We start from the raw sequence: 8937 nt of genomic DNA, 5'->3' as shown, positions 1-8937 counted from the left end.
TCATAACCCTTCGTTGCCAGCCAATCAGCAGCATCAGACGACAGCTCGATGTTGATCTGACGTTCCGCCAACTGCGCTTCGAGTTGTATGACAAACTTCTCGACGACCTTGCGGACCACCGACGGCGGAAGATGCCCGAAGGGGATCACCGCATCGAGCCGGTTGCGGAATTCCGGCGTGAACAGGCGCTGGATCGCTTCCATGTCATCGCCCTGGCGGACGCTGTTGCCGAAGCCGATGGCCTCGCGCGCCATGTCCTGCGCGCCGGCATTGGTGGTCATGATCAGGATGACGTTACGGAAGTCCACCGACTTGCCATTGTGGTCCGTCAGCTTGCCATGGTCCATCACCTGCAGGAGAATGTTGTACAGGTCCGGGTGGGCCTTCTCGATCTCGTCCAGCAGCAGCACGGAATAGGGATGCTGGTCGATGCCGTCCGTCAGCAGCCCGCCCTGGTCAAAGCCGACATAGCCGGGAGGTGCGCCGATGAGGCGCGAGACGGAGTGGCGCTCCATATATTCAGACATGTCGAAGCGCAGCATGTTGACGCCGAGCACTTCCGCCAGCCGCTTGGCCACCTCGGTTTTGCCCACACCCGTGGGGCCGGAGAAGAGATAGCTGCCGATGGGCTTCTCGGGCTCGCGCAGGCCGGCGCGGGCCAGCTTGATCGAGGCGGCGAGCGACTCGATGGCCTTGTCCTGGCCGAACACCATGCGCTTCAGGTCAGCATCAAGGTTCTTGAGGACCGTGGCGTCGTCCTTCGTCACGTTCTTGGCCGGGATGCGGGCCATGGTGGCGATGGTGGCTTCAATCTCCGGCACGCCGATCACCTTGCGGCGCTTGTCTTCAGCCACGAGCATCTGGGATGCACCGGTCTCGTCGATCACGTCGATCGCCTTGTCGGGCAGCTTGCGGTCAGCCATGTAGCGGGCCGATAGCTGCACCGCGGTCTCGATCGCGTCATCGGTGTAGCGGACCTTGTGGAACTCCTCGTAATAGGGCTTGAGGCCCTTGAGGATCTCGATCGCGTCCGGAATCGAGGGCTCGTTCACGTCGATCTTCTGGAAGCGGCGCACCAGGGCGCGGTCCTTCTCGAAGTGCTGGCGGTATTCTTTGTAGGTGGTGGAGCCAATGCAGCGGAGCGAGCCATTGGCCAGCGCCGGCTTCAAGAGGTTCGAAGCATCCATGGAGCCGCCCGAGGTGGCGCCAGCGCCGATCACCGTGTGGATCTCGTCGATGAACATGATGGCGCCAGGGCGCGCCTCGATTTCCTTCACCACCGCCTTGAGGCGCTCCTCAAAGTCACCGCGATAGCGGGTGCCAGCCAGAAGCGTGCCCATGTCGAGCTGATAGACCGTGCAGTTGAGCAGCACCTCCGGCACTTCGCCATTGATGATCTTGCGGGCGAGGCCCTCGGCAATGGCCGTCTTGCCAACGCCCGGGTCGCCCACGAAGAGCGGGTTGTTCTTCTGGCGGCGGCAGAGGATCTGGATGGTGCGGCGCACTTCCTGCTCGCGCCCGATCAGCGGGTCGATCTTGCCCTCGCCGGCCTTCTTGTTGAGGTTGATGCAATAGGCGTCGAGCGCGTCGCCATCGCCCTTCTTCTTCGGACCGCCCTCCTCCCCACTCTCGTTTCCGGCAGCGTTCTGCTGGTCCTGATCGACGCCACGCACGGGGCGTGTTTCGGAAAGACCGGAACGCTTGGCGATGCCATGGGAAATATAGTTGACGGCGTCATAACGCGTCATGTCCTGCTCCTGCAGGAAGAAGGCGGCGTGGCTCTCGCGCTCCGCGAAGATGGCGACGAGCACGTTGGCGCCCGTCACTTCCTCGCGGCCAGAGGACTGGACGTGAATGACGGCGCGCTGGATGACGCGCTGGAAACCGGCGGTGGGCTTCGAATCCTCACGCTCGGCGGCGATCATCTGGCCAAGCTCGGTGTCGATGTAGTTGGTCAGGCTGCGGCGCAGCACGTCGAGATCGACGTTGCAGGCCTTCATGACGGCGGCGGCGTCCTTGTCGTCAATCAGCGAAAGCAGCAGGTGCTCGAGCGTCGCATATTCATGGCGGCGTTCGTTGGCCAAGCCCAGGGCGCGGTGCAGCGCCTTTTCGAGACTGCGGGAGAATGTCGGCATTGGCCTATTCCTTTTCCATCGTGCACTGGAGAGGGTGCATGTTGTTGCGGGCGAAGTCCATGACCTGCGTCACTTTCGTCTCCGCCACTTCGAACGTGTATACCCCACATACGCCAACGCCCTTCTGGTGGACGTGCAGCATGATGCGGGTGGCCTCTTCGCGTCCCTTGCCGAAGAACCGTTCGAGAACGAGCACGACGAATTCCATCGGCGTGTAATCGTCGTTGAGGAGCAGGACCTTGTAAAGCGAAGGTTTCTTGGTCTTCGCCTCAGTACGGGTGATGACCCCTGTCTGATTTTCGTCTTTGTGGTTCGGCTGTTTCGGCATGAGAGCGAGTATATAGGTGCTTCCCCTCGATTGTGGAGAGGTTATTCACGGCGAAATTCGGGCGGCGGCAATTCGTCCGAACCTGACATGTCTCGCCCGGGGCGGGTTGGTCGCAGGACTGGGTTCAGGCTCTGGACAAACCATTCCTGGTCGGCCAGAATTCCCTGCAGTTTCGGTCTTCACGCGGCGGCCAGTTCGGTGATGCGCCGCGTCATTGCATGATCGGGCTCGCGCATCAGGTCGCCGATGCCGAAGTGGTTCTCCCCTGGCAATTCCACATAAGGGCTGGCGATGCCCAGCCCCGTCCATGCCGCCGCAAGTGACAGCGCCTGGCGCAGGAATTCGGCACTTTCGGCGCCGCCCACCCAGGAATCGAAGGGCATGGCATTTGGCATGGGCCACAGCAGCGGGCTGGCCGCAACGGCATCGGTCACCGAAAGCCTCAGGCTCTCGTTCATGGGGGTGGCCATCAGCGGCCGCAGGTCGAACAGGCCGCTGATCGAGAGACCGGCCTGAACGAGCCCGGGATCTGCCCCGTAGAGCGCCCAGTCCGTGGCCGCCATGCAGGCCGCGAGGTGGCCCCCGGCGGAATGGCCGGTCACCACCAGGCGGCGCTGGTACGTCTTTCCCAGATACAGGCAGAACTGGCGCATTTCATCAATAATGGCGGGGATGGAGGCCTCCGGGCACAGGGTGTAGCTCGGCACCGCCACGTCGAGGCCGTGGGCATTGGGCCCGCGCGCCACATGGCTGAACACGGACTTGTCGAAATTCAGCCAGTAGCCGCCGTGGATGAACACCACGATGGGCCCCTGCCCGCCGCCACCGGCACCCCGGAACAGGTCGTAACGGTTGCGCGGCAGGGCGCCATAGGACAGGTCCAGGTCACAATCCGCCACCTCCCGCCAGGCCTTCGCCTCGGCATGCCAGCGGGAAATATAGGCGGGATGATCCGGCACGCGGGCCCGGTTGTTGTAGTCGGCGGTAAGGTCCATGTTCATTCTCTCTCACTCACAGGAAGCGCCGGGCCGCTTCGCCATGGGCGGCACGCAGGGCAGCGACATCAACCCCCACGGGCAGTCCATCGACGACGCGCCATTTGCCGCCCACCATGACCCGGTCGGCGCGGTGGGCACCGCACAGCACCAGGGCGGCGACCGGGTCTCCAGCGCCAGAAAAGCGCAGCTCGTCGAGCGTGAACATGGCGAGGTCCGCCTGTTTGCCCACGGCAATCTCGCCGATGTCGCTGCGGCCAAGGCAGGCCGCGGAGCCTTTGGTGGCCCAGCGCAGCGCGTCGAGATGGGTCACCGACGCGTCATAGGTCAGCCGGTTGATCATCAGCGCGTGGCGAACACCTTCCATGAGATTGGAGGAATCGTTTGAGGCGGAACCGTCCACGCCAAGCCCCACCGGGGCGCCCGCCGCCTCGAGTTCCCGCGTGCGGCACTGGCCGGAGGCCAACACCATGTTGGACGTGGGGCAATGGCAGACCCCCACCCCGTGCTGGCCCAGGCGCTTCACATCGCCATCCGAAAAATGAATGCCATGCGCCAGCCAGGTGCGGGAATTGAGCCAGCCTACATCCTCGAGATAGTCGAGGGGGCTCATGCCGAAAACGGAATGGCAGAAGGCGTCCTCATCCCGGGTTTCGGCAAGATGCGTGTGCAGGCGGCAATCATGCTTTTCAGCCAGGTCGCCACAGGCGCACATCAGTGATTTCGTTACGGTGAAGGGGGAACATGGCGCCAGCGCGATCTGGATCATCGCACCCTCGCCGCGCTCGTGATACTTGCCGATGACGCGTTCGCAATCAGCGAGGATCTCGTCCTCGTCCTGCACCACCGAATCGGGCGGCAGGCCGCCATCCTTTTCCGAAAGGTTCATCGATCCGCGCGTCACCGTCATGCGGATGCCGAGGCGGCGCGCCTCCTCGACCTGGATGTCCATCGCCTCACCGAGATCGGCTGGAAACAGATAGTGGTGATCGGACGTGGTGGTGACACCCGACATGAGAAGTTCCGTCAGCGCCAGCCGAGTCGACAGGCGCACCGCCTCCGGCGTGAGGCGGGACCACACGGGGTAAAGTGCCTTCAGCCAGTCGAAGAGCTTCTTGTTGATGGCCTGCGGATGGGCCCGCGTCAGCGTCTGGTAGAAATGGTGGTGGGTATTGACCAGGCCCGGCAGAACAACGTGGCGCGAGGCGTCAAAGACGTCATCCACGCGGGCGCTCGGCGCTTGTCCCGGCTTCAGAACCTCCGCAATGCGCCCATCGCGCAGGACGATTCCGGCACAGTCCTGGTGGCCCAGGACGGCGAGCGGTGACTTGATGAGAAGACCCGACATTTCATACCCCGCTGCCGGGCCGGGGTTGCACAAGCCCGGCACTTCGGTTCACAATGTATGGCACGGGCCGGCGGACGACGCCAATAAGGTGAGCCGCGGGGCCCACAGGGAGAAAACAGATCATGACCTTCATGAAGACAGCGATTGCATCGCTGGCGGCGCTTGCAGCCGTCACCGGCATCGCCATGGCACAGGAAATGAAGACGGAAATCGGCGCGGGCGAAGGCCAGGTCGATATCGTCGCATGGCCGGGCTACATCGAGCGCGGCCAGACCGACAAGAACTTCGACTGGGTGACGGACTTCGAAGCCAAGACCCAGTGCAAGGTAAACATCAAGACCGCCGGCACCTCGGATGAAATGGTGGCGCTGATGAACGAGGGCGGGTTCGACCTCGTCACCGCCTCGGGCGACGCCTCGCTGCGCCTCATCTCGGGCAAGCGCGTGCAGCCGATCAATGTCGACCTCATCCCCTCCTTCAAGACGGTGGACGAGCGCCTGCAGAAGGCGCCGTGGCACACGGTGGGCGGCGTGCATTACGGCGTTCCCTACCAGTGGGGCGCCAACGTGCTGGCCTACAACACCAATGTCTTCAAGGAAGCCCCGAAGAGCTGGTCGGTCGTGTTCGAAGAGCAGACCCTGTCCGACGGCAAGTCGAACAAGGGCCGCGTGCAGGCCTTCGACGGCCCGATCTACATTGCGGATGCCGCCCTCTACCTGATGGCGAAGAAGCCGGAGCTTGGCATCAAGGACCCCTATGAGCTGACGGAAGAGCAGTACAAGGCCGCCCTCGACCTGCTGCGCGCCCAGAAGCCGCTGGTTGGCCGCTACTGGCATGATGCATTCATGCAGATCGACGACTTCAAGAATGAAGGTGTCGTGGCCTCCTCGTCTTGGCCGTTCCAGGTGAACCTGCTCAAGGCCGACAAGCAGCCGATCGCCTCCACCATTCCGGAGGAAGGCGCCACCGGCTGGGCCGACACCACCATGATGCACGCCGAGGCGGCGCACCCCAACTGCGCCTATATGTGGCTCGAGCACTCGATCAACCCCAAGCTCCAGGGTGACCTTGCTGCCTGGTTCGGCTCGGTTCCGTCCGTTCCCGCCGCCTGCAAGGGCAATGCACTGCTGGGTGATGCCGGCTGCGACACCAACGGCATGGGCAACTTCGAGAAGATCCACTTCTGGCGCACGCCCGTCGCCAAGTGCGAAAGCCAGTCGGCTGGCTGCGTGCCCTATTACCGCTGGGTCACCGACATGATCGCCGTGCTCGGCGGCCGCTGAGCAACGCGGCATTCACCATGATGGGGTCCCCGGGGCGCATGTTCCCGGGGATCCTCGTTCTGCAAAAGGCCGCCCGCCAGGAAGCGTCATGACCACTGCCGTCACATTCCAGCACGTGAGCCGCCACTTCGGGCAGGTGCGCGCCGTCGACGACGTGTCGCTCGACATTGCCGAGGGCGAGTTCTTCGCGCTGCTCGGCCCCTCAGGCTCCGGCAAGACGACCTGCCTCCGGCTCATCGCGGGCTTTGAGCAGCCCAGTTCCGGCCACATCGAGATCTTCGGCGCCACCGCGGAGGGCGTTCCGCCCTACCGGCGCAACGTCAATACCGTGTTCCAGGACTATGCCCTGTTCCCCCACATGACGGTGCTGGAAAACGTCGCCTATGGGCTGATGGTGCGCGGCGTCGACAAGCAACAGCGGCTGGCGGAGGCGGAGAAGGCCCTGGCGCTGGTCGCACTTCCCGGCTTCGGCCAACGCCGCCCGTCACAGCTCTCCGGCGGGCAGCGGCAGCGCGTGGCGCTGGCCCGCGCCCTCGTCAACCAACCCAAGGTGCTGCTGCTGGACGAGCCGCTCGGCGCGCTTGACCTCAAGCTGCGCGAGCAGATGCAGGTGGAGCTCAAGACCCTGCAGCGCAACCTCGGCATCACCTTCGTCTTCGTCACCCATGACCAGGGCGAGGCGCTGTCCATGGCTGACCGGGTCGCCATCTTCAACCATGGCAAGATCGCGCAGGTGGGCACCCCAGAGGACGTCTATGAGCGGCCCCAGACCCGCTTCGTGGCGGACTTCGTGGGCTCCTCAAACGTGCTTTCGCCCGCCATCGCCAGGGCCGTGGGCGGACCTGAAAGCTGGATCAGCCTGAGGCCCGAAAAGATCGTGATCCTGCGCGAGGGCGAGGCGCCATCTGGCCGCCTCCAGGCCCGGGTCAAGGTCAAGGCCGTGCACTATCAGGGTGCGGGAACGCGTCTCAACACCGAAACGGCCGATGGCGCTGCCATCAACGTGATGGCGCCCTCATCGCTCGGCAAGTTCCGCGAGGGCGAGGCATTGACGCTGCACTGGGCGCGTGAGGCCATCCATGTGATGGAGCGCGAGACATGACGGCTGCCGTCATTCCGCTGGAGGGGGGCTTCACGCGGCGCCTGTCGGACATCTTCTTTCGCCGCCCCTCTTTCCTTCTCCTGCTGCTGCTGGTGCCGCCGCTCCTGTGGCTCGGCATCGTCTATCTGGGCGCGCTCTTTGCACTGCTGCTGCACAGCTTCTATTCAATCGACGAGTTCTCGGGGCTCATCGTCTATGACTTCACCCTGGCGACCTACGGGGAGCTCCTGAGGCTCTCCAATCTCGATGTCATCATCCGGTCGCTCGTCATGTCGGCCGCGGTCACCATCGGCTGCGCCATCATGGCCTTGCCGATTTCCTACTATGCCGCGCGCTATGCCAAGGGCAAATGGAAGGCCGTGTTCTACCTTCTCATCATGCTGCCGCTATGGTCCAGCTACCTGGTCAAGGTCTATGCGTGGAAGCTGATCCTCGCCAAGGAAGGCATCATCAGCTGGCTTGCCGCCAAGCTTCACCTGACCTGGGCGCTGGACGGGCTGCTGGCCATCCCGGTGATCGGCGGACCTTCACTCTCCTTCAGCTACATCGGCACATTCCTCGTCTTCTGCTATGTGTGGCTGCCCTTCATGATCCTGCCCACGCAGGCAGCGCTGGAGCGCGTGCCGGGCAATCTGATCGAGGCATCGGCTGATCTCGGTGCCGAGCCGGGGCAGACCTTCCGCGCCGTGATCCTGCCGCTGGCGCTGCCCGGCCTCATCGCCGGATCGATCTTCACCTTTTCGCTGACGCTGGGCGACTACATCATCCCGCAGATCATCGGCAATTCGAGCTTCTTCCTGGGACAGGCGGTCTATACGCTGCAGGGCACGGCGGGGAACATCCCGCTCGCCGCCGCCTTCACCGTGGTGCCCATCGTGGTGATGCTCATCTATCTCGCCATCGCCAAGCGCATGGGGGCCTTCGATGCGCTCTGAACCCAGCCAGAAGCCGCCGCTGGCGCTGAGCCTCGCGGCGCTGGGCGGGCTGCTGTTCCTGCATGTCCCGCTGCTCCTGATCTTCCTTTATGCCTTCACCACGGAAGAAAAGAGCTATGAGTTCCCGCCGCCCGGCTACACGCTCAAATGGTTCGGCGTGGTGTGGGAGCGGCAAGATATCTGGGACGCCATCTGGCTGTCGCTCAAAGTCGCCTCGATTGCCACGCTGATTGCGCTGGTGCTCGGAACCTGCGCGGCCGCTGCCGTCTCGCGCGCCAGGTTCTTCGGGCGGGATTATATCTCGCTGCTGTTCATCCTGCCGATCGCGCTTCCCGGCATCATCACCGGCATCTCGCTGCGCTCCGCCTTCAGCGTGATGGACATTCCCTTCTCGACCTGGACCATCGTGCTGGGCCACGCCACCTTCTGCATCGTGGTGGTCTACAACAATGCGCTGGCCCGCTTCCGGCGCACCGCCGGCAGCATGATCGAGGCGTCGATGGACCTCGGCGCCGATGGTTTCCAGACCTTCCGCTACGTGGTGCTGCCGCAGATCGGCAGCGCCTTGCTGGCAGGCGGCATGCTGGCCTTCGCGCTGTCCTTCGATGAGGTGATCGTGACCACCTTCACAGCGGGCCAGCAGACCACCCTTCCCATCTGGATGCTGAACGAGCTCATCAGGCCGCGCCAGCGCCCGATCACCAATGTGGTGGCGATCTTCGTGATCATCGTCACCTTCATTCCCATCCTCGCCGCCTATTACCTGACACGCGAGGGCGAGCACACCGGCGGGGCTGGAAAGTAACGGCCG

The 8937-nt window shown here is 63.8% G+C and carries 8 protein-coding genes; 4 read left to right on the top strand and 4 right to left on the bottom strand.

Features of this window, described 5'->3' with window-relative positions; translation table 11 throughout:
* The 4 genes from clpA to ACILRA_RS02765 form a co-directional block, all read right to left on the bottom strand.
* On the bottom strand, positions 1-2135 hold a 2135-nt coding region (clpA, locus tag ACILRA_RS02780), incomplete at its 3' end, for an ATP-dependent Clp protease ATP-binding subunit ClpA (protein WP_395660566.1).
* A gap of 4 nt (positions 2136-2139) precedes the next feature.
* Complete coding sequence (gene clpS / locus ACILRA_RS02775; protein WP_395660565.1) at positions 2140-2463, bottom strand: ATP-dependent Clp protease adapter ClpS; 324 nt, start codon at positions 2461-2463, stop codon at positions 2140-2142.
* Positions 2464-2642: 179 nt separating this feature from the next.
* Positions 2643-3464, bottom strand: coding sequence for an alpha/beta hydrolase (locus tag ACILRA_RS02770; protein WP_395660564.1), 822 nt, complete (start codon positions 3462-3464; stop codon positions 2643-2645).
* A 10-nt stretch (positions 3465-3474) separates the two neighbouring features.
* A complete protein-coding gene (locus tag ACILRA_RS02765) occupies positions 3475-4806 on the bottom strand; it encodes an 8-oxoguanine deaminase (RefSeq protein ID WP_395660563.1) in 1332 nt (443 codons plus the stop codon).
* Between the two features lie 122 nt (positions 4807-4928).
* On the opposite strand from ACILRA_RS02765, the gene ACILRA_RS02760 reads away from it, so the two are divergent.
* From ACILRA_RS02760 to ACILRA_RS02745, 4 genes are all read left to right on the top strand, one after another.
* The gene (locus ACILRA_RS02760) at positions 4929-6089 is read left to right on the top strand and encodes an ABC transporter substrate-binding protein (RefSeq protein ID WP_395660562.1); all 1161 of its coding nucleotides are present in this window, start codon (positions 4929-4931) and stop codon (positions 6087-6089) included.
* A gap of 88 nt (positions 6090-6177) precedes the next feature.
* Entirely contained in the window at positions 6178-7191 is a 1014-nt protein-coding gene (locus tag ACILRA_RS02755) for an ABC transporter ATP-binding protein (RefSeq protein WP_395660561.1), read from the top strand.
* Positions 7188-8126 carry an ABC transporter permease gene (locus ACILRA_RS02750; RefSeq protein ID WP_395660560.1) on the top strand — a complete coding sequence of 313 codons (939 nt, stop codon included), beginning with the start codon at positions 7188-7190 and terminating at the stop codon, positions 8124-8126. Before ACILRA_RS02755 ends, ACILRA_RS02750 begins: the two co-directional genes overlap by 4 nt.
* Entirely contained in the window at positions 8116-8931 is an 816-nt protein-coding gene (locus tag ACILRA_RS02745) for an ABC transporter permease (protein ID WP_395660559.1), read from the top strand. Before ACILRA_RS02750 ends, ACILRA_RS02745 begins: the two co-directional genes overlap by 11 nt.
* Positions 8932-8937: the final 6 nt, after the last annotated feature.

Origin of the sequence: Aestuariivirga sp., from assembly GCF_044239095.1 — a bacterium.
In the GTDB taxonomy this organism is placed as follows: Bacteria; Pseudomonadota; Alphaproteobacteria; order Rhizobiales; family Aestuariivirgaceae; genus Aestuariivirga.
The sequence above is the reverse complement of the archived record's forward strand: the minus strand, read 5'-3'. Positions and strand labels throughout refer to the sequence as shown.